The sequence below is a fragment of the Stenotrophomonas sp. GSD10 genome (genome assembly GCF_056172695.1).
This window is the reverse complement of the sequence record NZ_JAOCMC010000002.1, coordinates 1,766,803-1,792,297: the sequence shown is the minus strand read 5'-3', so window position 1 is coordinate 1,792,297 and position 25,495 is coordinate 1,766,803. Positions and strand designations below refer to the sequence as shown.

Below are 25,495 nucleotides of genomic sequence, written 5' to 3'. Positions count from 1 at the left end.
CCGCAATTGACCGGCGTGCAGCGCGCCGCCGTGCTGCTGCTGTCCCTGGGTGAGCTGGACGCAGCCGAAGTGCTGCGCCACATGGAGCCCAAGGAAGTGCAGAAGATCGGCATCGCCATGGCCACCATGACCGACATCACCCGCGAGCAGGTGGAGCGGGTGATGGACCAGTTCGGCCAGGAACTGGGCTCGAAGACCTCGCTGGGCGTGGGCTCGGATGACTACATCCGCAACATGCTGGTGCAGGCGCTGGGCAGCGAAAAGGCCGGCAACCTGATCGACCGCATCCTGCTCGGCCGCAACACCACCGGCCTGGACGCGCTGAAGTGGATGGACCCGCGTGCGGTGGCCGACTTGGTGCGCAACGAGCACCCGCAGATCATCGCCATCGTGATGGCGCACCTGGAGACCGACCAGGCCGCCGATGCGCTGAAGCTGCTGCCCGACCGCACCCGCGTGGACGTGCTGCTGCGCATCGCCACCCTCGACGGCATTCCGCCGAACGCACTCAATGAGCTCAACGAGATCATGGAGCGCCAGTTCGCCGGCAACCAGAACCTGAAGTCGTCCAACATCGGCGGCGTGCAGTGTGCGGCCAACATCCTCAACTTCATGGACAGCGGCCAGGACCAGGCGATCCTGGGCGAGATCGCGCGCATCGATGCGCCGCTCAGTGGCCGCATCCAGGACCTGATGTTCGTGTTCGACGATCTGGTCGACCTGGACGACCGCGAGATGCAGCTGGTGCTGCGCGAGGTGAGCGGCGAGCGGCTGGGCCTGGCCCTGCGTGGTGCCGACATCAAGGTGCGCGACAAGATCACCCGCAACATGTCCCAGCGCGCGGCCGAGATCCTGCTGGAGGACATGGAAGCCCGTGGCCCGGTGCGCCTGTCCGACGTGGAAGGCGCGCAGCGCGAGATCCTGGCCATCGTCAAGCGCATGGCCGATGAAGGCACCGTCACCATCGGTGGCAGTGCGGAGGCCATGCTGTGAGCAACGTCGTGCGCTGGCTTGCCCCGGATCTGCTGGCCCGGCCCGAACAAGTGCTGGACCCGCAAGATGCTTTCGAGCTGACCGAACCGGACCCGGACCACACACCGGAGCCGCCGCTGCAGCTGCCCACGCTGGAGGAAATCCAGGCCATCCAGGACAGCGCCGAGAAGGAAGGCTTCGAGCACGGCCACGCCGAAGGCTATGGCCAGGGCCAGGCCGAGATCCGCCGGCTTGCCGCGCAGATCGAAGGCATCCTGGACAACTTCAGCCGCCCGCTGGTGCGCCTGGAGAACGAAGTGGTCGGCGCACTGGGCGAACTCGCGGTGCGCATCGCCGGTGCACTGGTCGGCCGCGCCTACGAGGCCGAGCCGGCGCTGCTGGCGCAACTGGTCAGTGAAGCCATCGATGCCGTCGGTGGCAGCAGCCGCGAAGTGGAAGTGCGGCTGCACCCGGACGATATCGCCGCCCTCGCCCCCTGCTCAGTCTGTCCTCGCAGCAGCGCCTGGTGCCCGACACCAGCCTCAGCCGCGGCGACCTGCGCGTGCACGCCGAAGCCGTGCGCATCGACGGCACCCTGGAAGCGCGCCTGCGCGGCGCACTGGACGCGGTGATCCGCCAGACCGGAGCCAGCGCATGACGCCCGAACCCCTGTCGTCCCCGCCGCCGGCCGATTGGGCGGTCGCACGCAACCTGCGCCTGGCCCGGCGCCTGGAAGGACTGCGCGTGGATACCACCCATGGCCGCGGCCTGATCCGTGAGGGCGTGCTGCGCCGCGCGGTCGGGCTGACGCTCGAAGCGGTCGGCTGCGAGGCGCCGCTGGGCGCCAGCTGCAAGGTGGAAGTGGTCGATGGCGGCTGGGTCGATGCCGAGGTGGTCGGCTTCGCCGGCGAACGTACCTACCTGATGCCCAGCGCCGAACTGCACGGCCTGCTGCCCAACGCACGCGTGGTGCCCTCGGCGCGGCGCGGTGGCGTGGAAGTGGGCGAAGGCCTGCTCGGCCGGGTGATCGACAGCGATGGCGTGCCCCTGGACGGCAAGGGGCCGATCCGCGCCGAAGGCCATGTCGGCATGGCCGGCGTGTCGATCAATCCACTGGCCCGCGAGCCGATCACCCAGCCACTGGACGTCGGCGTGCGCGCGATCAACGCGCTGCTGCCGATCGGACGTGGCCAGCGTGTCGGCCTGTTCGCTGGCTCCGGCGTTGGCAAATCGACGCTGCTGGGCATGATGACCCGCTACACCGCCGCCGATGTGATCGTGGTCGGGCTGATCGGTGAACGAGGCCGCGAAGTGCGCGACTTCGTCGAGACCACGCTGGGCGAAGAAGGCCTGCGCCGCGCGGTGGTGGTGGCCAGCCCGGCCGACCGGCCGCCGCTGGCGCGCCTGCACGGTGCCTACCGCGCCACCGCCATCGCCGAGTGGTTCCGCGACCAGGGCCTGAACGTCCTGTTGCTGATGGATTCGCTGACCCGCTTCGCCCAGGCGCAGCGCGAGATCGGCCTGTCGGTGGGCGAACCGCCGACCACCCGCGGCTATCCGCCCTCGGTGTTTGCCAAGCTGCCGGCGCTGGTCGAACGCGCTGGCAACGGGGCCAAGGGCCGCGGTTCGATCACCGCGTTCTACACCGTGCTGACCGAGGGCGACGATCCGCAGGATCCGATTGCCGATGCGGCGCGCGCGATTCTTGACGGCCATATCCTGCTGTCGCGCCGCGTGGCCGACAGTGGCCTGTACCCGGCCATCGACGTTGAATCGTCGGTCAGCCGCGTGGTCACCGAAATCGCCGATGAGCCGTGGCGCCTGCGCATCCGCAAGCTGAAGCGGTTGGTCTCGGCCTACTCGGCCAACCGTGACCTGATTGCCATCGGCGCCTACCAGCGCGGCAACGATGCGGCCACCGACGAAGCTCTGGAACGCTGGCCGGAAATCATGGAATTCCTCGGCCAGGACGTTGCCAAGGCCGCAGATCTCCCGCACAGCCAGGCGGCACTGCAGCGCCTGGTGGAACAAGAGAATTAAGGCATGAACCAGTCCAAGCGCATCGACCCCCTGCTCAAGCGGGCCCAGGAACATGAGGACGCGGTGGCCCGTGACCTGGCCGAGCGCCAGCGTGTGCTCGACACCCATCTATCGCGACTGGACGAACTGCGCCGCTACGCCGAGGAGTACGCCAACGCACAGATGGCGGCCACCAGCCCAGCGCAGCTGCTCAATCGCCGCGCCTTCCTCGACCGGCTGGACAGTGCAGTGGAACAACAGCAGGCCACCGTCAACGGCAACCGCGAGAAAGTGGAAGCCGAGCGTGCGCGGCTGATCCTGGCCAGCCGCGACAAGGCCGTGCTCGAACAGCTGGCAGCCAGCTATCGTGCACAGGAAAAGGTGGTGACCGACCGCCGCGACCAGCGCGAGATGGACGATATCGGTGCCCGCCGTGCACGCCTGGTGCAGAACGAAGACCAGGACGGCAATGAACAGGGAGGTCGCCCGTGATGCCTACCGCGCTTTCCGGCAGCGCCAGCGCTTCCCCCTCGGCCACCGGCACCGCTGCGGGCCGCGGCCCGCGCAATGAAAGCAGCAAGGATTTCAGCCAGCTGCTGCAGGGGGCCCCGCGCCATCGGCGACGGCGACGGCGACGGCGACGGCAGGCGATACGCCGTCCGTGCCGAGCGCGTCCACATCGGGCCAGGCAGCGACCTCGGACGGCAACGGGCGTACGCGCAACGAGCGCACCACAGAACCCGACGCGGCTGGCAGTGAACCGACCACGGCGCCGCCGTTGCCGCCGGGCACGGCCGAGTCCTCCCCGACAAGGACAAGGCGCTGGCCAGCGACGACGCGCCGTGGCCCCCACTGGGTCTGGCCGGGCTGGTGCTGGCCGTGGCGGTTCCGGTTGACCCGGCTGCAGCTCTGCCCGCCGCCACCGCCGCCGTTGCCAGCAACGGTGGCGCATTGCCCGACACCGCCGCGTCGGCCACCACGCCGGCCTTGCCGATTGCCGCCGCTGCCGGTGCACCGGCATCGGCCACCGCGAGCACAACTGCCGCGCCCACCGCCGACGATGCCGGCGCCTTGCCCTTGCCGGAGCTGGTCCTGCCTGGCAGCAAGCGCGGTGAGCAGGGCGACGGCAGCGACCTGACCGCGATCGGCGACCGTGCCGCGACCCCGCTCCTGCATGCACCCGCCCCTGCGGCGCTGCAGGAACTGAAGGCGGCGCTTGCCACCGGTACCGCCATCTTCAACGGCGAACCGACGCCGAAGCCGGTGCTGGGCGACGATGGTTTCGACCAGGCCATCGGCACACGCCTGGGCTGGCTGGCCGACCAGAAGATCGGCCATGCTCATATCCGGCTCAGTCCGGATGACATGGGCCCGGTGGACGTGCGCCTTCAGCTCAACGGCGACAAGGTGCACGCCAGCTTCAGCAGCCCGCACGTGGATGTGCGCCAGGCACTGGAAAGCAGCCTGCCGCGCCTGCGCGAACTGCTGGGCGAACAGGGCTTCCAGCTGGCCCATGCCGATGTCGGTCATCAATCACCGGGCGGTGACGGTCAAGCGTCGGGGCAGACCGGCAACGGCGGCATGGTGGGTGACGGAGAACCGTCGCCGGGCGACGCCGGGATGTCGTCCGCGCAGATGATCCGCCAGCGTGGGTTGCTGGACGCCTACGCCTGACAGGTGTGCCGACCAAGGTTGGCACCTACCAGAACACCATACCGACCCAGGTTGGCACCCACCCGATCGTTGCCCGACGGAAATCCGTCGCACCCCTCGCCCCCACCTTCGGCACACCCTTGCATATCCCGGTGAAGCAACCCTCAGGAGCTTCACCCCGTGGCCGCAGCCGCTGACAAAACCAAGAAGACCGCCGAGAAGGACAAGGCCGCCAAGCCGCGCAGTCCGATCCTGATCACCGCCCTGGTGGCCGTACTGGCCGCCGCAGCCGCCGGTGGCGGCGTCTGGTTCTTCACCCAGTCCAAGCATGAAGAGAAGGCCGCACAGGCCCCGAAGAAGGCCGCTGCGCCGGCGCCGGCCCAGTACTTCGCGCTGGATCCGGCCTTCGTGGTCAACCTCAATGGCCCCGTTGACGGCCCGCGCTACCTGCAGCTGGAAGTGCAGCTGATGACCCGCGATCCGGCCGCGCTGGAAGCGATCAAGACCCATGCGCCGGCCATCCGTGCACGGCTGCTGATGCTGTTCTCGCAGGTCAGCCCCGACCAGATTGCCGACATCGCCGGCAAGCAGAAACTGCAGGCCGCCTCGCTGGCCGAAGTGCAGAAAGTGCTCAAGGCCGAGACCGGCAGCAACGGCGCCGACGATCTGCTGTTCACCAGCTTCGTGACCCAGTAAGGGCCCACCGATGAATGACCTGCTGTCCCAGGACGAGATCGATGCCCTGCTCCACGGTGTGGACAGTGGCGCGGTCGAGACCGATGCGGAACCGCCTTCGGGCGAGGCACGTTCGTACGACTTCGCCAGCCAGGACCGCATCATCCGCGGTCGCATGCCCACCCTGGAGATGGTCCACGAGCGCTTCGCGCGCCTGTGGCGCATCGGCCTGTTCAACCTGATCCGGCGTTCGGCTGAACTGTCGGTGCGCGGCATCGAGCTGATCAAGTTCAACGACTACATGCACTCGCTGTATGTGCCGACCAACCTGAACCTGATCCGCTTCAAGCCGCTGCGTGGCACCGGCCTGATCGTGTTCGAACCGACCCTGGTGTTTGCCATCGTCGACAACTTCTTCGGCGGCGACGGGCGCTACCCCACCCGCATCGAAGGCCGCGAATTCACCGCCACCGAAATGCGGGTGATCCACCTGCTGCTCAAGCAGACCTTCGCCGATCTGCGCGAAGCCTGGGCCCCGGTGATGGATGTCGACTTCGAGTACATCAACTCGGAAATCAATCCGCACTTCGCCAACATCGTGACGCCGCGCGAGTACGTGGTGGTCTGCCGCCTGCACGTCGAGCTCGACGGCGGCGGCGGCGACATCCACGTCACCCTGCCCTATTCGATGCTCGAGCCGATCCGCGAGCTGCTCGATGCCGGCATCCAGAGCGACCGCAACGACCGCGACGAGAGCTGGGGCCAGACCCTGCGCGAACAGCTCAACGTCGCCGAGGTGACCCTGTCCAGCGTGCTGGCCAGCAAGCGCATGACCCTGCGTGACCTGACCCAGCTGAAAGTCGGCGACATCCTGCCGATCGAGCTGAGCCCGCAGGTGCCGCTGTGCGTGGAGAACATCCCGGTGTTCACCGGTGAGTTCGGCATCGCCAACGGCATGAACGCCGTGAAGATCACCGCTACCCATCCGCCGGGCACCCGTCCGCGCGTACCCGTCATCCAGGAAGACCCGCAATGAACGATATCGACGCCCTCGAACCCACCCCGGCCCAGTTCAGCAGCCTGCAGGCCGACGAGGCGAACGGCCCGGACCTGAACCTGGACGTGATCCTGGACGTGCCGGTGACCCTGTCGCTGGAAGTCGGTCGCGCCCGACTGCCGATCCGCAACCTGCTGCAGCTCAACCAGGGCTCGGTGGTGGAACTGGAACGCGGCGCCGGCGAATCGCTGGACGTATTCGTCAACGGCACCCTGATCGCCCACGGTGAGGTGGTGGTGATCAATGACCGCTTCGGCGTGCGCCTGACCGATGTGGTCAGCCCGAGCGAACGGATCCGGAGACTGCGTTGATCGCGCTGACCTCCACCCTGCTGGCGGTCGGCAAGGCTGCCACGCCGGTCGGCCAGCACGCGGCCGCCGCACCCAGCCTGTTCGGTGCGGTGCTGGCGCTGCTGGCGGTGCTGGCCCTGGTCATCGGCCTGGGTTGGCTGCTCAAGCGCATGCCCGGCAGCGGCTTCCGCCCGGCCGAAGGCATGAAGCTGGTGGCCAGCCTCAGTGTCGGTGCCAAGGAACGCGTGGTGGTGGTCGAGGTCAACGGCCAGCAGCTGCTGCTGGGCGTGACCGCCGGCGGCATCAACACCCTGCACACCCTGCCCGAACCGCTGCCGCCCCCGGCGCCGGTGCGCGTGCCGGATTTCAAGAACCTGCCGAATTTCGCCCAGCTGCTGCAGCAGCGGCTGCGCAAGGACCCCTGACATGCGTGTCAACCGTTCCCGTTTCGCCGCGCTGATGCCGTGGCTGATCCTGCTCGCCCTGTGCCTGTTGCCGGCGCTGGCCTTCGCCGCGCCCGGCGCGCCGGCCACGCCGCTGCCGGACATCAACGTGGGCAAGATCGGCGGTGCGCCGGTCAGCCTGCCGTTGCAGACCCTGCTGCTGATGACGGCGATCACCCTGATCCCGTCGATGCTGCTGGTGCTGACCTCGTTCACCCGCATCATCATCGTGCTGGGCCTGCTGCGGCAGGCACTGGGCACCGGGCAGACGCCGTCCAACCAGGTGCTGCTGGGCCTGGCCCTGTTCCTTACCGCAATGATCATGCTGCCCACCTGGGACAAAGCCTGGAGCACGGGCATGGCGCCCTACCTCAACGGTGACATCGACTTCCAGACCGCCTGGACGATGACCACCCAGCCGCTGCGTGCGTTCATGCTGGCGCAGATCCGCGAGACCGACCTGATGACCTTTGCCGGCATCGCCGGGCACGGCACCTATGCCAGCCCCGACGCGATTCCGTTCCCGGTGCTGGTCGCCTCGTTCGTCACCAGCGAACTGAAGACCGCCTTCGAGATCGGCTTCCTGATCTTCATTCCGTTCGTGATCATCGACCTGGTGGTGGCCAGCGTGCTGATGTCGATGGGCATGATGATGCTGTCGCCAATGCTGGTCTCGGCCCCGTTCAAGATCCTGCTGTTCGTGCTGGTCGATGGCTGGGTGCTGACCGTGGGCACGCTGGCGGCCAGCTTCAATCCGGCCTGATTCAATCCGGCGTGATCAAGCAACAGCAGTCGAGCACGGCTCGACTCTACATATGCAGATGGAACCCGAATGTCTCCCGAACTTGCCCTGACTGAACTACGTGGCGGCCTGATCACCGTGTTGTGGGTGGCCGGCCCGCTGCTGCTGACCGTACTGGTGGTGGGCGTGGTGGTCGGCGTGGTGCAGGCCGCGACCCAGCTCAACGAACCGACCATCGCCTTCGTCGCCAAGGCGGCGGCACTGACCGCGGTGCTGTTCGCGCTGGGCAGCCTGCTGATCGGCCACCTGGTCGAGTTCACCACGCTGCTGTTCCAGCGCATCCCGCACCTGATCGGCTAGGACGCTCGCTTCGATGGACGCCGCCACCCAGATGGCAGCCGACGGCCTGCAGGCCTTCGGCATGATCGGCACGGTGTTATGGACGCTGCTGCGCATCGGCGCGGTAGCCATGGCCATGCCCATGGTCGGCACGCGCGCGGTGCCGGCGCGGATCCGCGTGATCCTGGCCGCCACCCTGGCCATCGCACTGGCGCCGCTGCTGCCGCCGGTACCGGACTGGACCGGCTTTGACGCGGCCACCGTGCTCACCATTGCCCGCGAGCTGGCCATCGGGGTGGCCATCGGCTTCCTGTTGCGGCTGGTGTTCGAGGCCGGCGCGCTGGCCGGCGAACTGATCGCACAGGGCACCGGCCTGGCCTTCGCGCAGATGAGCGACCCGCTGCGTGGCGGCACCTCCGGCGTGATCGGACAGTGGTTCTATCTGCTGTTCGGGCTGTTGTTCTTCACCGCCAATGGTCACCTGGCCCTGATCTCGCTGGTGGTGGACAGCTACCGCGCGCTGCCGATCGGCACACCGTTGCCCGACCCGCATGCGTTCTTCAGCATCGCCCCGACCTTCCTGCTGACCGTGCTGCGCGGTGCGCTGACCCTGGCCATTCCACTGACGGTGGCGATGCTGGCGGTGAATCTGGCATTCGGCGTATTGGCCCGTGCCGCGCCGGCGCTCAACCCGATCCAGCTCGGCCTGCCGGTCTCGCTGCTGCTGGGCCTGTTCCTGCTGGCGCTGCTGGCCGGGGAAATGGGTCCGCCGGTGCAACGCCTGTTCGATGCAGCCTTCCAGGCCGCCGACGCGGTCACTCGCTGACCGCCCTCCTGCGCCCTTGGCCCTTGGCAGTCGAGCATGGCTCGACTCTACAAAGGCGAAGCGCTGACCCGCCCTCCTGTAGAGCCGAGCCCACGCTCGGCTGCACCCTCGGCCCACGGCAGTCGAGCATGGCTCGACTCTACAAAGGCGAAGCGCTGACCGCCCTCCTGTACCGTCGGCCCATGGCCGTCGAGCATGGCTCGACGCTACAAGGGCGAAACCAGTCGAGCATCGGCTCGGCTCTACCCCGGGGCACGAGGCCCGGATTTCACGTCTCGCCGCTTGAAGTCCCCCGGGTCTGCGCGTTAGAGTGAATGCGCGGCGTCCAGGGGGACGCCGCACCTGGCCGGCGCGCCTGCGCGACGGCCTGCCTCATGCATGCCCCACCGTAGTTTCCGTCGACAGGCAGGTCCGGGAGACTGACGAATGCTGGTAGGCACGTACAACCCATGGCTGGTGGCGACCTCGCTGCTGGTTGCTGTGATGGCTTCCTATACCGCGCTGGCCATGGCCGGGCGCACCGTCACCGCCCCCGGCAAGGGCGCAGCGTGGTGGTGGCGGCTGGGCGGGGGCTTCGCAATGGGCCTGGGCATCTGGTCGATGCATTTCATCGGCATGCTCGCCTTCGATCTGCCCATACCGCTGGGCTACGACCTTCCGATCACCCTGCTCTCGCTCACCCTGGCCATTGCCTCCTCGGTGTTCGCGCTGTGGCTGGTGTCTCTGCGCACGCTGCCGCATCCACGCCTGGCCGGTGGCGCGCTGCTGATGGGCACCGGCATCGCTGGCATGCACTACGTCGGCATGGCCGCCATGCGCATGCAGCCGGGCATCGATTACGACCCCGGCTGGCTGCTGTTCTCGCTGCTGGTGGCGGTGGCCGCCTCGTGGACCGCGCTGTATGTGGCGTTCCGTCTGCGCGCGCAGCGCACCCGGGTTGGAGACCGGCTGGCGGCGGCGGGCCTGCTCGGCCTGGCCATCGTTGGCATGCATTACACCGGCATGGCGGCCGCGCGCTTCCCCGAAGGCAGCATCTGCGGCGCGGCGGTGGGTGACGGCTTGCAGAACGACTGGCTGGCGATGCTGGTGGTGGTGCTGACCGTGGCCATCCTCGCCGTGGTGCTGGTGGTGTCCTGGCTGGACCAGCGCGTGGAAGCGCAGCTGCTGCGCCTGCGCAATTCAATGTTGAGCACCTCGCTGACCGATGCGCAGCAGGAACTGACCCAGGCCGCCCTGCACGACCCGTTGACCCGCCTACCCAACCGCCTGCTGTTGCAGCGGCGCATCGTGCAGGCGTTGGCCGAAGCCGAACAGGGCGGCAGCCGCTTCGCGGTGATGTTCATGGACCTGGACGGCTTCAAACAGGTCAATGATGCCTACGGCCACCAGGCCGGCGACGCGCTGCTGGTGGCCGTGGCCGAGCGCACCCTCCAGTTGCTGCGCCCGCATGACCTGCTGGCGCGGCTGGGCGGCGACGAGTTCGTGATGGTGGTGCGCATCGAACACGATGAAGACCTGCCCACCCTGGCCCGACGCATCCTGCAGGCGGTCGGCAGCGGTCCACTGCTGCCCGACAACGAACTGCAGGTCACCGCCAGCATCGGCGTGGCGATCTGCCCGGACCATGCGGCAAGCGAACGCCAGCTGATGGCCTTCGCCGATGCGGCGATGTACCAGGCCAAGGAATCCGGACGCAATGCCTTCGTGCTGTTCGCCGATTGGATGAACGACAGCGCCGAGCAGCAGTTCCGCCTGCTGGCCGACCTGCGCCGCGCGATCGGCAGCGAGCAGCTGTTCCTCCACTACCAGCCGAAGATCCGCGTGGCCACGCAGAAGGTGGCCGGTGCCGAAGCCCTGATCCGCTGGCGCCACCCCGAGCACGGCCTGATTCCACCGGACCGCTTCATCCGCCTGGCCGAGCGCAGCGGCGCAATCAACGAGATCGGCCGCTGGGCGCTGGACCAGGCGTGCCAGCAGCTGCGCCACTGGCATGACGCCGGCCATGACGGCTGGTCGATGTCGGTGAACCTGTCGCCGGTGCAGTTCAGCTCGCCGCATCTGCTGCAGGATGTGCGCGAGGTGATCGAGCGCTATCAGATCATCCCGCGCCATCTGGTGCTGGAAATCACCGAAAGCACGGTGATGCGCGATACCGATACCAGCCTGCGCCTGCTGCAGGCGCTGTCGGCGCTGGGCGTGGGCATTTCCATCGACGACTTCGGTACCGGCTATTCCAGCCTGCTGTACCTGAAGCGGCTGCCGGCCACCGAGATCAAGATCGACCACGCCTTCGTGCGCGACCTGGAGCACAGCGCCGAAGACGTGGTGATCGTGTCGGCGATCGTGGCGCTGGGCCACGCACTGGACATGGACATTGTGGCTGAAGGCGTGGAAACCGCCGCCCAGCGCGCCTACCTGGAGCGGCTGGGCTGCGACTACCTGCAGGGCTACCTGCTCGGCCGCCCGGTCGATGCCGCCCGCTTCATGCAGCTGCACGACCTGCCGCGGCCACGGGTGGAGCTGGCGCAGAACCCACCACCTGGCGACAACGCTCCCTTGTAGCGCCGAGCCTGCGCTCGGCTCCCGTATGATGGGCCGCGCGACCTTCATGCAAGGAAGAGCCCGTGGCACTCCGCACCACCCTGGTTGGTCTGCTACTGGCCCTGAGCTGCGCCCGCGCGTTGGCCAGTGATCTGTCGTGGTCACTGCCCGCGGATGCATCACCCGCGCAGACCGAGGCAGCCCTGCGAACACTGGGCACCGAGGTGCTGGCATCTGCCTCCCTGACCGATGCGCAGCGCAGCCATGCGCTGCTGGCGCTGGGCCGGACCACCGAGGCACGGTCATCGATCCAGCAGGTACGCACTGGCCTGACAAGCGCCGGCGACAGCCCGGCGGCGCAACGCTGGGTACCGATGCTGCTGCTCGCCACAGCCGGTGAGCAGGACGCAGCGGGGTATGCGCATGCCTTCCACAACACCTTTGCCGCCCTCGGCGACGTCGCCGCCGTGCAGGCGGAAACCGCGCTCGCGGTGGAACCTGCCACCGCGCAGGCGCAGCTGGGGCAGGCCATCGCCGCGCAGTCCGGCGCCACCACCCTGCCCCTGGCCGTCGCCCTGGAACTGTTGCGACTGCGGGCTCTGCTGCGTGCACAGACCCTGGCCGCCGCCTTGGCTCCGCCACTGGTCGCGGCCGAAGAACAACGCCGCTTCGTCATCGACGATGCGTTGCGCATCCCCGCCGGCGATGGTGTCGTGCTGTCGGCGCAGCTGGCCCGGCCCAGGGCCGCGCAGGCCCCCTGCCGGCGGCCATGCTCTTCACCATCTACACCGACCCGGCCAAGAACCGGTTGAAGATGCTGCTGGCCGCTGCCCACGGCTACGCCGGCATCGTGGTCGACGCGCGCGGCAAGGGCCAGGGGATCGGCAGCATCGCCCCCTACGAGCACGATGGCGAAGATGCCAACGCGGCGATCGACTGGACCAGCCGCCAGCCGTGGAGCGACGGCCGCGTGGCCATGTACGGCGGCAGCTACGAGGGCTTCACCGCCTGGGCCGCGGCCCGCCACCACCACCCCGCGCTGAAGACCATCGTGCCCTACGTTGCCGCCATCCCCGGCCAGGGCGTGCCGATGGAGAACAACGTGTTCCTCAGTGCCAACTATGGCTGGGCCTTCTACGTGACCAATGGCCCGATGCTGGACAAGGCCACCTACGCACAGAACCGGCGCTGGTCACAGCTCGGCCCGCGCTGGTACGCATCCGGCCGCCCGTACCGCCAGATCGACCAGATCGACGGCACCGCCAACCCCTGGCTGCAACGCTGGCTGGCCCACCCGTCCTACGACACCTACTGGCAGGCGATGGTCCCGTATGGCGACCAGTTCAACGACATCCGCATTCCGGTGCTGACCATCACCGGCTACTACGATGATGGCCAGATCTCGGCACTGCAGTACCTCAAGGAACACCTTCGGCACCGGCCCGACGCCGACCACACGCTGCTGATCGGGCCCTACGACCACGGCGGTGCGCAGGCCGCGCTCAAGCCCATGCAGCTGCGCGGATACGCGCTGGACCCGGTCGCGCAGTTCGACACCCCCGCGCTGACCTTCCAGTGGCTGGACCATGTGCTGCGCGGCGCCCCGCGTCCGGCCCTGGTGCCGGACCGGGTCAACTACCAGCTGATGGGCGCCAACCGCTGGGGGCATGCGGAAACACTGGACGCCGCCGCAGGTGTTCACCACCGCTACCACCTCTCGGCCGCACCCGCTTCGGCCGATGGATACCACCGCCTGCAGGAACAGCCGCCAGCCCCCGGCCAGTTGGGGCAGACCGTGGACCTGGCCGACCGCAACGAAATGCGGCATGGCTACTACCCGTTCCCGATCATCGCAGCTCAGGACGAAAGCGATACGGCGCTGTCCTTTGTCACCGATCCCGTTACCGGCCCGATGGATCTGGTGGGCAGCTTCTCCGGCGACCTGAAGGTGCGGATCAATAAGCGCGACTTCGATTTCACCGTCACCCTGTACGAACTGATGGCCGATGGCCGCCGCATGCAGCTGTCCTACTACATGGGCCGGGCCAGCCACGTACGCGACCCGACCACACGCCAGCTGCTGCAGCCAGGCCAATGGACCCACCTGCCCTTCGATCGCACGCGCATGGTCGCCCGCCGCCTGGCTGCAGGCAGCCGCCTGCTGGTGAAGGTGGACGTACTGAAAGACGCCAGGCACCAGGTGAACCACGGCACCGGGCGCGATGTCAGCGACGAGAGCGTGGCCGATGCGGGCCAGCCGCTGCGCGTGGACTGGCACAGCGACAGCGTGGTGTCGATTCCGTTGCGGCCGGCAACGCCGGAGGGATGATTGCGCCGGGCATGGCCCGGCGCCAGCCGTGCCGCCGCCCCGCCGTCACGGAACGGTTCCTGCAACACCCTCCTGTAGAGCCGAGCCCACGCTCGGCTGCGCTTCGCGCTTGAGCCAACCGCAGCCGAGCGTGGGCTCGGCTCTACGAACCGGCATCCGGTGGATCCACGCCATGCGTGGATGAACGACCCACCATCACGGAACGGTTCTTGCACGTACCCCGGCATCTCCTGCCGTAGTACCCGTGATGTCCGAGAACGAATCCGCCGGCGAAAAGACCGAACAACCGACCGAAAAACGCCTGCGCGATGCCCGTGAACAGGGCAACCTGCCACGCTCGCGGGAACTGGGCACGGCCGCCGTGTTCGGTGCCGGCGTGCTGGCGGTGATGGCCATGAGCGGCTCGATCGGGCGTGGCGCCACGGCCTGGATGAAGCAGGCGCTCAGCCCGGAACAGAGCCTGCGGCAGAACCCGAAAGAGCTGTTCGGCCACTTCGGCGACCTGCTGCTGCAGTTCCTGCTGGTGATCGCGCCGCTGGTGCTGGTCTGCCTGCTGGCCAGCTTCGTCGCCCCGCTGGTGATGGGCGGCCTGCGCTGGTCGCAGAAGGCGTTGCTGCCCGACATCAACCGCCTGAACCCGATGAGCGGGCTCAAGCGCCTGTATGGCCCGGAGGCCATCGCCGAATTCACCAAGTCGCTGCTGCGCGTGGCCTTCGTCGGCGTGGCCGCCGGGCTGGTGGTCTGGACCGGCTTTGACACCCTGCGCGGCCTGATCCACCACCCGCTGGAGACCGCCATCACCGATGGCCTGGGCTTCACCCTGCGCCTGCTGCTGGCCACCGCTGGCGCCATGCTGGTACTGGCCGCCATCGACGCGCCGTACCAGCGCTGGAACTGGATGCGCAAGCTGAAGATGACCCGCGAGGAACTGCGCCGGGAAATGAAGGAAAGCGAGGGCAGCCCCGAAGTAAAGGGCCGCATCCGCCAGCTGCAGCAGCAGATGGCCAACCGCCGGATGATGGAAGCGGTACCCACCGCCGACGTGGTGGTGGTCAACCCCACCCACTACGCGGTGGCGCTGAAGTACGAAGGTGGCGCGATGAACGCCCCCACCGTGGTGGCGCTGGGCGTGGACGAGACCGCCCTGCGCATCCGCGAAGTGGCCGACGGCAACAAGGTCGCGATTGTCTCTGCCCCGCCTTTGGCACGCGCCTTGTATCGGGAAGGCCAACTCGGAAAGGAAATCCCCGTGAGACTGTATTCGGCCGTCGCCCAGGTCCTGTCCTACGTCTACCAGCTGCGCACCTGGCGCACTGGCCCGATGCCGGACGCCCCGCACATCCAGGTGGATGAATTCGGCAAGGGAGGCCGCCCGTGAGCGCCCAGCCCTCGACCGGTTTCAACACCCGCCGCGCCCTGGAAATGATCCGCCAGGGCCTTGGCGCGCCGCTGATCGTGCTGGCCCTGCTGGCCATGGTGGTGGTGCCGCTGGCGGCGCCGGTGCTCGATGCGCTGTTCACCTTCAACATCGCCATCTCGTTGATGGTGCTGCTGGCGGTGGTCTACGTGAAGCGCCCGCTGGATTTCACCATCTTCCCGATCGTGCTGCTGATCACCACCATGCTGCGGCTGGCGCTGAACGTGGCCTCCACCCGCGTGATCCTGCTCAACGGCCAGAACGGCCACGAGGCGGCCGGCAAGGTCATCGCCTCCTTCGGCGAATTCGTGATCGGCGGCAACTACGCGGTCGGCATCGTGGTGTTCGCGATCCTGACCATCATCAACTTCGTGGTCATCACCAAGGGGGCCGGCCGCGTCTCGGAAGTGACCGCGCGCTTCATCCTCGACGCCATGCCCGGCAAGCAGATGGCCATCGACGCTGACCTCAACGCCGGCCTGCTGACCCGTGAAGAAGCCAAGCTGCGCCGCGAGGAAGTACGCGAGGAAGCCGACTTCTACGGCGCGATGGACGGTGCCAGCAAGTTCATCCGCGGCGATGCCATCGCCGGCATCCTGATCCTGTTCATCAACATGCTCGGCGGCCTGGCCGTGGGCGTGCTGCAGCATGGCATGCCGTTCGGCGAAGCGGCCGCCACCTACACCCTGCTGTCCATCGGTGACGGGCTGGTGGCGCAGCTGCCGGCGCTGCTGGTGTCCAGCGCCGTGGCAATGCTGGTGACCCGTGCCTCGCGCTCTCAGGACATGGCCCAGGCCATGACCGGCCAGGTGTTCGGCCAGTACCGCGCGCTGGCGATCACCGCCGGCATCGTCGGCCTGGTCGGCCTGGTGCCGGGCATGCCCAACGTCGCATTCCTGACGCTGGCGGCGATCCTCGGGTTCATTGCCTGGAAGCTGTACCGCAAGGAGAAGCAGCCGGCCTCCGACGCCGCTGCCGGCGCAGGCGATGGCGCCGCCCTGAACGCGCTGGGCCGTCCGGCCGCAGCGGCACCGACGGCGGAACTGAGCTGGGACGAGCTGCGCCCGGTCGATCCGCTGGGGCTGGAGGTGGGCTACCGGCTGATTCCGCTGGTGGACAGCAACCAGGGCGGCGAATTGATGGCGCGCATCAAGGGCGTGCGCCGCAAGCTGACCCAGGATGTCGGCTTCCTGATTCCATCGGTGCACATCCGCGACAACCTGGAACTGCCGGCCAACGGCTATCGCGTGCTGGTGCACGGCGTGCCGGTGGCCACCGCCGAGATCCATCCGGACCGCGAACTGGCACTGGACCCGGGCAGTGCGCTCGGCACGCTGGAAGGCATCGCCGGCAAGGACCCCGCGTTCGGCCTGGATGCCACCTGGATCCAGCCGCACCAGCGCGCCCAGGCCGAAACGCTGGGCTACACCGTGGTCGACCCGGCCACCGTGGTGGCCACCCATCTTTCGCACCTGATCCGCGAGCACGCCCCGGAACTGCTCGGCCACGAAGAAGTGCAGCACCTGCTGGCCAACCTGGCCAAGAGTGCGCCCAAGCTCGTCGAAGATCTGACGCCCAAGGCGTTGCCGCTGTCGGCCGTGGTGCGCGTGCTGCAGAACCTGCTGGTCGAGCGCATCCCGATCCGCCAGCTGCGCAAGATCGCCGAATCGCTGGTCGAACATGCCCCCGGCAGCCAGGACCCGGCCGTGCTGACCGCCGCGGTGCGCACCGCGCTGGGCCGCTTCATCGTGCAGGAGATCGCCGGAATGTCGGCGGAGCTGCCGGTGTTCACCCTCAACCCGCAATTGGAACGTGTCTTGCAAGAGTCCACGCAGGGCAACGGCGCCGCGCTGGAACCCGGACTCGCAGAGCGACTGCACCAGAGCCTGGCCGACTGTGTCAGTAAGCAGGAAGCGCGAAACGAGCCGGCGGTCGTGCTGGTACCGGGCCCGGTGCGCGCCGCGCTGGCCCGCCTGGTCCGCCACAGCGTTCCGTCGCTGTCGGTCCTGGCCTACAGCGAGGTGCCGGAGGACAAGCGCCTGAAGCTGGTCGGAACGATCAGCTGACGCCGCCCGCCGATGCGCCAGAAAACAGACACCACTTCCGAACCAACGCAACAGACAGATACCAAGGGGAACCCGCACCGTGCAGACCACCGACCACTCGAGTTCCCCGAACGCCACCCCGCCGTCTTCGTCCCGTGACCACAGCATGAAAATCAAACGATTCGTCGCCGCCGACATGCGCTCGGCCATGAACCTGGTGCGCAAGGAACACGGCCCCGACGCCGTGATCCTGTCCAACCGCCGGATCGAGGAAGGCATCGAGATCGTGGCCGCCGCCAACTACGATGAGAGCGCCGTGCAGCGTGCGCTGGAAGCCTCGCGCCGTGACGTGGCGCCGCCGCCGGCACCGAAGCCGCGCACCGCCGCCGATGCAGTGATTGCCGCCGTCACCCGCCGCCGCAGCAGCACCCCGGCGCCGGAACCGGTCGCCGCCACCACCTCGGCGGTGGCCGCCCTGGCCCGCGCTGCGGTCGGTGCCACCGGCCGCACCCTGGACAGCGCCGACGAGATCGTGCCGACCCGTGGCAGCACCGGTTTCGCCGCCACCCTGGCGCGCGCCGCCGTCAACGAACCGACGCTGCCGGAACAGATCTTCGCCCCGTTCGCCGACACCATCGTCGCGCCGGAACCGGTGGCCGTGGCGGCGCCCAACCGCGCCCGCTTCCAGATCGACCCGCCGCACGAAACGCATCACGAAAGCCCCGCCCCGGCAGTGCAGCCGCCGCCGCTGCCGACTGCCGCCGTGGCCGAGGCGCCGGCCGAATCGACCGTCAGCGAACCGGCACCGGTGGACGCCGCCGACGACGCCAGCCCGGCGCCGATGCTGGCGCCGGCCCCGGCGCTGACCGTGGTGGCCCAGGACGACGCCGAGATCCGCCAGCTGCGCCAGGAAGTGGCCGGCATGCGCCAGGTGATCGAGCGCGAGATGAACCGCTTCACCGACGAGCGCCTGCGCGGCTGCCCGGTGCGTGCCACCGCCCTGGACCTGATGGATGAGTACGGCTTCGACGCTGGCCTGGCCCGCGACGTGGCCATGCAGATCCCGCTGGAGACCGAAGCCCACCGCGGCCGCGGGCTGATGCTGGGGCTGATCTCGCGCAAGCTGCCGATCGCCCCGGTCGACCCGCTGGAAGAAGGCGGTGTGATCGCGCTGGTCGGCCCGACCGGCGCCGGCAAGACCACCACCATCGCCAAGCTGGCCTCGCGCTTCGCCGAGAAGCACGCCCCGCGTGACGTTGCCCTGGTGACCACCGACACCACCCGCATCGGCGCCCGCGAACAGCTGTACGGCTATGGCCGCCAGCTCGGCATCGCCGTGCACGAGGCCAACAGCGGTACCGACCTGGACCAGCTGCTGGAACGCCTGAAGGACTACAAGCTGGTGCTGATCGACACCGCCGGCCTGGGCCCGCGTGACCGCGCACTGGCCGCCCAGCTGCAGTGGCTGCGCGCCGCCCGCCAGGTGCGCACCCTGCTGGTGCTGCCGGCCAACACCAGTTTCGGCGACATGGACGAGGTGGTCCGCCGCTTTGGCGCGGCCAACCTGCAGGGGCTGGTGCTGAGCAAGCTGGACGAGACCGGCCGCTTCGGCAACGCGCTGTCGGTGGCCGTGGATCACAGCCTGCCGATCACCTGGGTGACCGACGGCCAGGACGTGCCGGAGGACCTGCACCGGGCCAGTGCGGCCAATCTCGTACTTCGCCTTGAAGATTTGCGCCGAGCGGCCGATATGCCCTGCAACCCGGAGTTGAACCATGCCGTCGCGTGAGTACGCCAAGCTGACCAAGACCTTCCCGCTGTCGGCCACCCGCAGCGAGCCGCTCGGCCCTGTGCGCACCATTGCCGTGACCGGCGGCAAGGGCGGCGTGGGCAAGACCAACGTGTCGGCCAACCTGGCCGTGGCGCTGGCCGGCATGGGCAAGCGCACGCTGCTGCTGGATGCGGACCTGGGCCTGGCCAACATCGACGTGATCCTGGGGCTGAACCCCACCTTCACGCTGGCCGACCTGGTCGCCGGCCGCTGCTCGCTGGATGACGTCATCGTCGAAGGCCCGAACGGCGTGCTGGTGGTCCCGGCCGCGTCCGGCCGCCGGCACATGGCCGAACTGGCCCCGGCCGAGCACGTCGGCCTGGTCAACGTGTTCTCCGAACTGGAGCGCGAGCTGGACATCATGGTGGTGGACACCGCCGCCGGCATCACCGATGGCGTGCTGACCTTCTGCCAGGCCGCACAGGACACCGTGGTGGTGGTCTGCGACGAACCGGCCTCGATCACCGACGCCTACGCGCTGATCAAGGTGCTCTCGCGCGAGCGTGGCGTGGACCGCATCCAGGTGGTGGCCAACATGGTGCGCGACCCCAACGAAGGCCGCGTGCTGTACGAAAAGCTGACCCGCGTCTGCGAAAAGTTCCTGGCCGATGTCTCGCTGAACTACCTGGGCTGCGTGCCGCAGGATGACTGGTTGCGCCTGTCGGTGCAGCGCCAGCAGCCGGTGGTGAAGGCCTACCCGTCCAGCCCGGCTGCACTGGCGATCACCGAGATCGCACGGCGCACCGCGCGCTGGCAGGCGCCGACCGAACCGCGTGGCGGCGTCGAGTTCTTCCTCGAACGCATCCTCAAGCAGCGCGGGGTGGCCGCATGAAAGGCGCAGCCCAGTACCGGGAGGTCCAGCGCTCGGCGGCCAACGAGGTCATCGCCCAGCATTCGGACCTGGTGCGGCGCATCGCCCACCACCTGGCCGCACGCCTGCCGGCCAGCGTCGAGGTCGACGACCTGATCCAGGCCGGCATGATGGGCCTGATCGAGGCCTCGCGCAGCTACGACGCCGACCAGGGCGCCTCGTTCGAGACCTATGCCTCGATCCGCATCCGCGGCTCGATGATCGATGAGATCCGTCGTGGCGATTGGGTGCCGCGTTCGGTGCACCGCCGTGCACGCGATGCCGCTGCCACCATCCGCCGCCTGGAACAGAGCAGCGGCCGTGCCGCCAGCGCCACCGAAGTGGCCGCCGCGATGGACATGCCGCTGCCCGAATACCTGCGGCTGATGGAAGACGCCGCACGCGGCCAGGTGCTGAGCCTGGAATCGCGCATCGAGGACCAGGGCGAACTGGATACCGTCGCCCAGGGCGGCCCGACCCCGCAGCAGGTGCTGGAGCGTGGCGAGTTCGGCCGCGAGCTGGGCAAGGCCATCGGCCACCTGCCCGAACGCGAACAGCTGGTGCTCTCGCTCTACTACGAGCAGGAGCTGAACCTGAAGGAGATCGGTGCGGTGCTCGGCGTGAGCGAGTCGCGGGTCTGCCAGATCCACGGCCAGGCGGTGCTGCGCCTGCGTGGCCGATTGAAGATTTTCGAGGCGGTCGACGCCGGCCTTGAAGAATGAACATGCCCGAGGCGGCTGCCCCCGGCCGCCCGGAATGAACAACAAAGGAACTCTGCTTTGAACAAGAACATGCGCATCCTGATCGTCGACGACTTTTCGACCATGCGTCGCATCGTCAAGAACCTGCTGGGCGATCTGGGCTTCACCAACACCGCCGAAGCCGAGGACGGGCATGCCGCGCTGTCGCTGCTGCAGAGCCAGCCGTTCGATTTCGTGGTCACCGACTGGAACATGCCGGTGATGACCGGCATCGAGCTGCTCAAGGCGATCCGTGCCGACGCCAAGCTGAAGACCCTGCCGGTGTTGATGGTGACCGCCGAAGCCAAGCGCGAGCAGATCATCGAAGCCGCCCAGAGCGGCGTCAACGGCTACATCATCAAGCCGTTCACCGCGCAGACCCTGGAAGAAAAGCTGGGCAAGATCTTCGAACGCCTGGCGGCCAGCGCCTGATGGATACCACGGTCGACAAGAACGCCCTTGCCCTGCGCCTGCAGGAAGCCCTGGACGCGCTGGAGTCCGGTGACGAGGCCGCCTGGCGGCAACGCATCGACGGACTGGTCGCGCTGCGCACGCAGCCGATGATGAGCGGCCTTTCGCGGCTGGCCCGCGAACTGGGCCAGGCGCTGGGTGAACTGCCGACCGTGCCCAGCGATGCCGGTGAACTGGACGACGCCTGCGCGCGCCTGGACCACGTGGTGGCGATGACCGAACAGGCCACCCACCGCACACTGGACCTGGCCGAGGAATGCCGCAGCCTGACCGAACAGCTGCGCGCCGAAGGCCTGCAGCCCGGCCAGGACGCGCAGCTTGAGCGCATCCGCCACAACCTCACCGAGATCGCCCTGACCCAGAGCTACCAGGACCTGACCGGGCAGATCATCCGTCGCGTGGTCGGCATCGTGCGCCGCGTGCACGAAGGCTTCGGCGCACTCGGCCTGCCGCCGGAACAGCATCGCACCGACCCGGAACTGGCCGGGCCGGCACTGAAGGGACTGGACCGCCACGCGGTCTCGCAGAACGACGCCGACGACCTGTTGTCGGATCTGGGGCTGTAAGCATGAGCGCGGTATCCGACGACATCACTGCCGATTTCATCATCGAGGCACAGGAAATCCTGGACCGCCTGGGCGAACAGCTGGTGTCGCTGGAGCAGGCACCGCAGGACAGCGAGCAGCTCAACGCGGTGTTCCGCGGCTACCACACGCTCAAGGGCGGCGCCGGCTTCCTCGGCGTCACCGCCATGGTCGAACTGTGCCACGCCGCTGAAGAAGCCCTCGGCATTGCGCGCGCCGGCCAGGCCGTGCTGCAGGCCCATCACTTCGACGCCGCCCAGCAATCGCTGGATTACCTGCAGTCGATGCTCGATGCGGTGTCCTCGGGCACCGAACCGGGCTATGCCCCGCCGGAGCTGATCGCACAGTTCGACATGCACGGTGGTGGTACCGCAGCCCCGACCGCCGCCGCACCCGTCGCCGCGGGCGGCGACCTGATCACCGAAGACGAATTCGAGGCCCTGCTCGACCAGCTGCACGGCGGCAAGGCCCCGACCGCGGTCGCGCCGGCGAAGAAGGCCGACGACGGCCTGATCAGCGAAGACGAGTTCGAAGCCCTGCTCGACCAGCTGCACGGTGGCGCTGCCCCCGGAAGCAAGCCGGTCGCCGCCACGCCGGTCGCTGCGACGCCCGCGCCGCGCCCGGCCGCCGCCACCCCGGCCACCAAGCCGGCCGCCAAGCCGCTGGCCGAAGCCGAGCACACCGTGCGCGTGGATACCAAGCGCCTGGATGAGATCGTCAACCTGATCGGCGAGCTGGTGCTGTCACGCAATCGCCTGAAGACGCTGCGCGCACGCCTGCGCGACGAAGAGCTGGACCGCGCCGTATCGACCCTGGACATCGCCACCGCGCGCCTGCAGTCGGCGGTGATGCGCACCCGCATGCAGCCGGTCGGCAAGGTGTTCTCGCGCTTCCCCAAGGTCGCTCGCGATGTCGCCCGCTCGCTGAAGAAGGAAGTGGACCTGGAACTGATCGGCGCCGAGACCGAGCTCGACCGCAACCTGGTCGAAGCGCTGGCCGACCCGCTGGTGCACCTGGTCCGCAACGCCATCGACCATGGCGTGGAAATGCCCGAGCTGCGTGAAGCGCAGGGCAAGCCGCGGATGGGCCATGTACGCCTGTCGGCGCAGCAGGAAGGTGACTACGTCAGCATCGAGGTGCAGGACGATGGCGCCGGCATCGACCCGGAAAAGCTGCGTGCCAAGGCGCGCGAGAAGGGCCTGATCGATCCGGAAGCCGCCGCCCGCCTGAGCAGCGAAGAATGCCTGCACCTGGTGTTCCTGCCCGGCTTCTCGACCAAGCAGCAGGTCACCGACATTTCCGGCCGCGGCGTCGGCATGGACGTGGTGCAGTCCCGTATCCGCGAACTCAGCGGCCAGATCCAGATCCAGTCGGAGCTGGGCCGTGGCAGCCGCTTCCTGATCCGCGTACCGCTGACCCTGGCGATCCTGCCGACCCTGCTGGTGCAGGCCGGCGAGGATGTCTATGCGCTGCCGCTGGCGCGCGTGATGGAGGTGCTGCACGCACCGCGCACCTCGCTGGGCTGGTTCGATGGCCGCGCCGTGCTCGACCGCCGCTCGCACACCCTGCCGCTGGTCGATCTGCGCCAATGGCTGGATGTGACGCCGGCCGCCTCCACCTTGCTGACCATCGTGGTGCTGCAGGCCGGCGAGGCACGCTTCGGGCTGGTGGTGGACCAGGTGCGCGGGCGCGAGGAAGTGGTCATCAAGCCGCTGCCCAAAGCCCTGCGCGGCCTGCGCGGTTATGCCGGTGCAACCTTGATCGGCGATGGTCGCATGGCGCTGATCCTGGACGTGGACGGCCTGCGATGACCCCCGCCGGGCCCTGCCCGGCGCCCCCAGAAACTGTGACTACCGTCTGTACACGAACGCCCGGTGTCTCAAGTCCCATTCACACAAGCCGATACCGGATCCATGGATAGACTCAGCCTCATTGGACTCTTTCTCGCCCTGGCCTCGCTGGTCGGTGGCAGCATCCTCAAGGGCGCCGGGCTGGCGTCGTTGTGGTCACCTGCGGCCTTTGTGATCGTCATCGTCGGCACCGTCGCGGCGATCCTGCTGCACACCTCGCCGGCGGTGTTCAAGCACGCCTTCAAGATCGTGCGCTGGGTCGTGCGCCCGCCGAACAGCGATCGCCACGAGCTGATCCGCCAGATCGTGGAATGGAGCAACATCGCCCGTCGCCAGGGCCTGCTGGGCCTGGAATCGCAGGTGGAAGCACAGCAGGACCCGTTCCTGCGCAAGGGGCTGCAGCTGCTGGTGGACGGCGTGGAGCCCGAATCGATGCGGCACATGCTGGAAATCGAACTGGGCAGCCAGGAGCACCAGGACCAGGCCGGCGCCAAGGTCTTCGAGGCGATGGGCATCTACGCGCCCACCCTCGGCATCATCGGCGCCGTGCTCGGCCTGATCGCGGTGATGAAGAACCTGGCCGACCCGAGCAAGCTCGGCCATGGCATCGCCGCCGCGTTCACCGCCACCATCTATGGCATCGCCTCGGCCAACCTGCTGTTCCTGCCGATCGCCGCCAAGCTCAAGAGTGTGATCTCGCACAACACGCGCGACCGCGAAATGGTCATCGAAGGCCTGATCTCGATCGCCCAGGGCGAGAACCCGCGCAACATCGAAACCAACCTCTCCGGCTTCCTGCACTGACATGGCCCGCCGCAAGCACCACGAAGAGCACGCCAACCACGAAGCATGGGCGATCCCCTATGCCGACCTGATGACGCTGCTGCTCGCCTTCTTCGTGGTCATGTACGCGATCTCCTCGGTCAACGAGGGCAAGTACCGGATCATGGCCGACGCGCTCACCGACGCCTTCGGCGGTGCGCCGCGCACCATCAATCCGGTGCAGGTCGGCAACAAGCAGGTGCAGGGTGGCGGCTGGGACAGCCCGTCGGTCATCAAGTCCGGCACCAAGATCGGCCCTTCGGCGCCGGCGCCCTCGCATGATCCGACGCTGCTGCCGTCGATGGCCTCGCAGATGCGCATGCCGGTGTCGGTGCACAACCAGGAACAGATCGCACGCGCCGAGCGCCAGCTCAACAGCATCGCCGACCGCCTCACCGCCGCGCTGGCACCGTTGATCGATCGCGGCATGATCAGCGTGCGCCGCACCGAGCTGTGGATCGAAGTGGAGATCAACAGCGACATCCTGTTCCCCACCGGCTCGGCGGCGCTGGACGTGCACGCCCGGCAGACCCTGGCGAGCCTGGCCGACGTGCTGCGCGACGTACCCAACAGCGTGCGCGTGGAAGGCCACACCGACAACGTGCCGATCGCCACCGCCACCTTCCCGTCCAACTGGGAACTGTCGGCCGGGCGCGCGGCCAGCGTGGTGCACCTGTTCGCCGACCAGGGCGTGCAGCCGTCGCGGCTGGCCATGGTCGGCTACGGCCAGTTCCGCCCGCGCGAGGAGAACGACAGCGCGCAGGGCCGCAACCGCAATCGCCGGGTGATGGTCATCATCCTGGCCGACACCAGCCATTCGGTGGACCCGCTCGGCCAACGCCTGAACGCCGCCACCGGTGCCGTTGACAGGGCCACCCCGAACAAGCCGCCGCAACGCCGGCTACCGCCCCCACTTCCCCCTCGCGCCGGTGACGTTGCCACCGGTGCCGGCTGGCAGCCGCGTCGGCGCCGCCGTTCCCCGGCAATGAAGGAGTAAAC

At 68.3% G+C, this 25,495-nt stretch carries 24 protein-coding genes and 1 pseudogene; all 25 read left to right on the top strand.

All coding sequences use genetic code 11. The features are described from left to right. Window positions 1-6 precede the first annotated feature (6 nt). The 25 genes and pseudogenes from fliG (at window position 7) to motD (ending at window position 25,493) form a co-directional block, all read left to right on the top strand. Window positions 7-993: a flagellar motor switch protein FliG gene (gene fliG, locus N4G47_RS08505; RefSeq protein ID WP_057496445.1), complete on the top strand. Its 987-nt coding sequence runs from the start codon at window positions 7-9 to the stop codon at window positions 991-993. Continuing rightward, window positions 990-1,630 (top strand): annotated as a pseudogene (locus N4G47_RS08500) (FliH/SctL family protein). The gene fliG and the pseudogene N4G47_RS08500 overlap by 4 nt, the downstream one beginning before the upstream one ends. Continuing rightward, window positions 1,627-3,012 (top strand): FliI/YscN family ATPase, encoded by a 1,386-nt coding sequence (locus N4G47_RS08495; protein ID WP_475286438.1) that lies wholly within the window; start codon window positions 1,627-1,629, stop codon window positions 3,010-3,012. Before N4G47_RS08500 ends, N4G47_RS08495 begins: the two are co-directional and overlap by 4 nt. A 3-nt stretch (window positions 3,013-3,015) precedes the next feature. Further along, window positions 3,016-3,483, top strand: coding sequence for a flagellar export protein FliJ (gene fliJ / locus N4G47_RS08490; RefSeq protein WP_475286436.1), 468 nt, complete (start codon window positions 3,016-3,018; stop codon window positions 3,481-3,483). Window positions 3,484-3,870: 387 nt separating this feature from the next. Further along, complete coding sequence (locus tag N4G47_RS08485) at window positions 3,871-4,665, top strand: flagellar hook-length control protein FliK (RefSeq protein WP_475286434.1); 795 nt, start codon at window positions 3,871-3,873, stop codon at window positions 4,663-4,665. 159 nt (window positions 4,666-4,824) lie between these two features. After that, window positions 4,825-5,340, top strand: coding sequence for a flagellar basal body-associated FliL family protein (locus tag N4G47_RS08480; protein WP_107230449.1), 516 nt, complete (start codon window positions 4,825-4,827; stop codon window positions 5,338-5,340). 10 nt (window positions 5,341-5,350) lie between these two features. Then, entirely contained in the window at window positions 5,351-6,355 is a 1,005-nt protein-coding gene (fliM, locus tag N4G47_RS08475; protein WP_057496435.1) for a flagellar motor switch protein FliM, read from the top strand. Further along, a complete protein-coding gene (gene fliN / locus N4G47_RS08470; RefSeq protein WP_005409543.1) occupies window positions 6,352-6,687 on the top strand; it encodes a flagellar motor switch protein FliN in 336 nt (111 codons plus the stop codon). The genes fliM and fliN overlap by 4 nt, the downstream gene beginning before the upstream one ends. Continuing rightward, entirely contained in the window at window positions 6,684-7,091 is a 408-nt protein-coding gene (gene fliO, locus N4G47_RS08465; RefSeq protein ID WP_475286432.1) for a flagellar biosynthetic protein FliO, read from the top strand. Before fliN ends, fliO begins: the two co-directional genes overlap by 4 nt. Window position 7,092: 1 nt before the next feature. Then, window positions 7,093-7,872: a flagellar type III secretion system pore protein FliP gene (gene fliP, locus N4G47_RS08460; protein ID WP_475286431.1), complete on the top strand. Its 780-nt coding sequence runs from the start codon at window positions 7,093-7,095 to the stop codon at window positions 7,870-7,872. Between the two features lie 69 nt (window positions 7,873-7,941). Beyond that, complete coding sequence (locus N4G47_RS08455; protein WP_005413254.1) at window positions 7,942-8,211, top strand: flagellar biosynthetic protein FliQ; 270 nt, start codon at window positions 7,942-7,944, stop codon at window positions 8,209-8,211. A 13-nt stretch (window positions 8,212-8,224) separates the two neighbouring features. Then, the gene (gene fliR, locus N4G47_RS08450; protein ID WP_309339540.1) at window positions 8,225-9,016 is read left to right on the top strand and encodes a flagellar biosynthetic protein FliR; all 792 of its coding nucleotides are present in this window, start codon (window positions 8,225-8,227) and stop codon (window positions 9,014-9,016) included. A gap of 426 nt (window positions 9,017-9,442) precedes the next feature. Next, the gene (locus tag N4G47_RS08445) at window positions 9,443-11,578 is read left to right on the top strand and encodes a putative bifunctional diguanylate cyclase/phosphodiesterase (RefSeq protein ID WP_475286428.1); all 2,136 of its coding nucleotides are present in this window, start codon (window positions 9,443-9,445) and stop codon (window positions 11,576-11,578) included. 62 nt (window positions 11,579-11,640) lie between these two features. Beyond that, complete coding sequence (locus tag N4G47_RS08440) at window positions 11,641-12,369, top strand: hypothetical protein (RefSeq protein ID WP_475286426.1); 729 nt, start codon at window positions 11,641-11,643, stop codon at window positions 12,367-12,369. After that, window positions 12,327-13,886 (top strand): CocE/NonD family hydrolase, encoded by a 1,560-nt coding sequence (locus N4G47_RS08435; protein WP_475286424.1) that lies wholly within the window; start codon window positions 12,327-12,329, stop codon window positions 13,884-13,886. Before N4G47_RS08440 ends, N4G47_RS08435 begins: the two co-directional genes overlap by 43 nt. A gap of 247 nt (window positions 13,887-14,133) precedes the next feature. Further along, complete coding sequence (gene flhB, locus N4G47_RS08430) at window positions 14,134-15,264, top strand: flagellar biosynthesis protein FlhB (protein WP_107230443.1); 1,131 nt, start codon at window positions 14,134-14,136, stop codon at window positions 15,262-15,264. 44 nt (window positions 15,265-15,308) lie between these two features. Then, the gene (gene flhA / locus N4G47_RS08425) at window positions 15,309-17,369 is read left to right on the top strand and encodes a flagellar biosynthesis protein FlhA (RefSeq protein WP_249844997.1); all 2,061 of its coding nucleotides are present in this window, start codon (window positions 15,309-15,311) and stop codon (window positions 17,367-17,369) included. A gap of 145 nt (window positions 17,370-17,514) precedes the next feature. Beyond that, on the top strand, window positions 17,515-19,137 hold the full coding sequence (gene flhF, locus N4G47_RS08420) for a flagellar biosynthesis protein FlhF (protein WP_475286422.1): 1,623 nt from the start codon (window positions 17,515-17,517) through the stop codon (window positions 19,135-19,137). Continuing rightward, window positions 19,124-20,011, top strand: a complete 888-nt coding sequence (locus N4G47_RS08415; RefSeq protein WP_005409532.1) for a MinD/ParA family ATP-binding protein — start codon at window positions 19,124-19,126, stop codon at window positions 20,009-20,011. Before flhF ends, N4G47_RS08415 begins: the two co-directional genes overlap by 14 nt. Continuing rightward, window positions 20,008-20,751, top strand: a complete 744-nt coding sequence (locus N4G47_RS08410) for an RNA polymerase sigma factor FliA (RefSeq protein WP_057496426.1) — start codon at window positions 20,008-20,010, stop codon at window positions 20,749-20,751. The genes N4G47_RS08415 and N4G47_RS08410 overlap by 4 nt, the downstream gene beginning before the upstream one ends. A 57-nt stretch (window positions 20,752-20,808) precedes the next feature. After that, window positions 20,809-21,201: a chemotaxis response regulator CheY gene (gene cheY / locus N4G47_RS08405; protein WP_006365466.1), complete on the top strand. Its 393-nt coding sequence runs from the start codon at window positions 20,809-20,811 to the stop codon at window positions 21,199-21,201. Continuing rightward, window positions 21,201-21,806: a protein phosphatase CheZ gene (locus tag N4G47_RS08400; RefSeq protein WP_107230440.1), complete on the top strand. Its 606-nt coding sequence runs from the start codon at window positions 21,201-21,203 to the stop codon at window positions 21,804-21,806. The genes cheY and N4G47_RS08400 overlap by 1 nt, the downstream gene beginning before the upstream one ends. A gap of 2 nt (window positions 21,807-21,808) precedes the next feature. After that, window positions 21,809-23,635 (top strand): chemotaxis protein CheA, encoded by a 1,827-nt coding sequence (locus N4G47_RS08395; RefSeq protein WP_475286419.1) that lies wholly within the window; start codon window positions 21,809-21,811, stop codon window positions 23,633-23,635. Between the two features lie 102 nt (window positions 23,636-23,737). Beyond that, complete coding sequence (locus tag N4G47_RS08390; RefSeq protein ID WP_107230438.1) at window positions 23,738-24,478, top strand: flagellar motor protein; 741 nt, start codon at window positions 23,738-23,740, stop codon at window positions 24,476-24,478. Between the two features lies 1 nt (window position 24,479). Further along, window positions 24,480-25,493, top strand: a complete 1,014-nt coding sequence (gene motD / locus N4G47_RS08385; RefSeq protein WP_475286417.1) for a flagellar motor protein MotD — start codon at window positions 24,480-24,482, stop codon at window positions 25,491-25,493. The last annotated feature ends 2 nt before the right edge of the window (window positions 25,494-25,495 follow it).